Here is a 975-nt window from a genome sequence, read left to right on the forward strand (position 1 = left end):
AGCCGCTGCCACTGGCGTCGGTGGACATCGACAGCGTGGTGCTGACGCATGCGCACCTCGACCACTCGGGCCACCTGCCGCTGCTGGCCCGCCAGGGCTTTGCCGGCCCGGTGTGGTGCACGCCCGGCACGCGCGACCTGTGCGCCATCCTGTTGCCCGACAGCGGCCACCTGCAGGAAGAAGACGCCGCCTACCTGAACCGCCACGGCCTGAGCCGCCACCGCCCGGCGCTGCCGCTGTACACACGGCTGGACGCCGAGCGCGCCCTGGCGCTGCTGCGCACCCGGCCGGTGCACCAGGACTTCGAGCCCCTGCCGGGCTGGCGCGCGCGCTTCTCGCGTGCCGGTCACATCCTGGGCGCGGCCAGCCTGCGGCTGGAGGTGGGCGGGCGGCGCATCCTGTTCTCGGGCGACCTGGGCCGGCCGGACGACCTGCTGATGCGCGCGCCCGAGCCGCCGCCGGCCGCCGACGTGGTGCTGCTGGAATCCACCTACGGCGACCGCGCCCACCCGCCGGCCAGCCTGCCCGACGAGCTGGCGCCGGCGCTCTCGCGCCTGGCCGCGCGCGGCGGTGTGGCGGTGGTGCCGGTGTTCGCCGTGGGGCGCGCGCAGACGGTGCTGCACGCCATCGCCCGACTGAAGGCCGCAGGCCGGCTGCCGCCCGACCTGCCCGTGTTCCTGGACAGCCCCATGGCCATCGAGGCGACCGGCCTGTACGGCCAGCACATGGATGAGCACCGCCTGGATCGCACGCAACTGGAGGCAATGGCGCGCAGCACCACGCTGGTGCGCAGCGTGGAGGAATCCAAGGCCCTGGCGCGCCTGCCGGGGCCGCACGTGATCCTCTCGGCCAGCGGCATGGCCACGGGCGGACGCGTCCTGCACCACCTGGCGCTGCACGCGGGCGACCCACGCAACCTGATCGTCCTGACCGGACACCAGGCCGGCGGCACACGCGGCGCGCGCATCGCCGCCG

Annotated in this window: 1 protein-coding gene; it reads left to right on the forward strand. The window is 75.3% G+C overall.

Annotated elements, in window-relative coordinates:
- Positions 1 to 975, forward strand: a 975-nt coding sequence (locus tag A612_RS02085) for an MBL fold metallo-hydrolase (RefSeq protein WP_019372956.1), incomplete at both ends; no start/stop codon positions are given.

This window comes from Melaminivora alkalimesophila, from assembly GCF_000282995.1.
Lineage (GTDB): Bacteria > Pseudomonadota > Gammaproteobacteria > Burkholderiales > Burkholderiaceae_C > Melaminivora > Melaminivora alkalimesophila.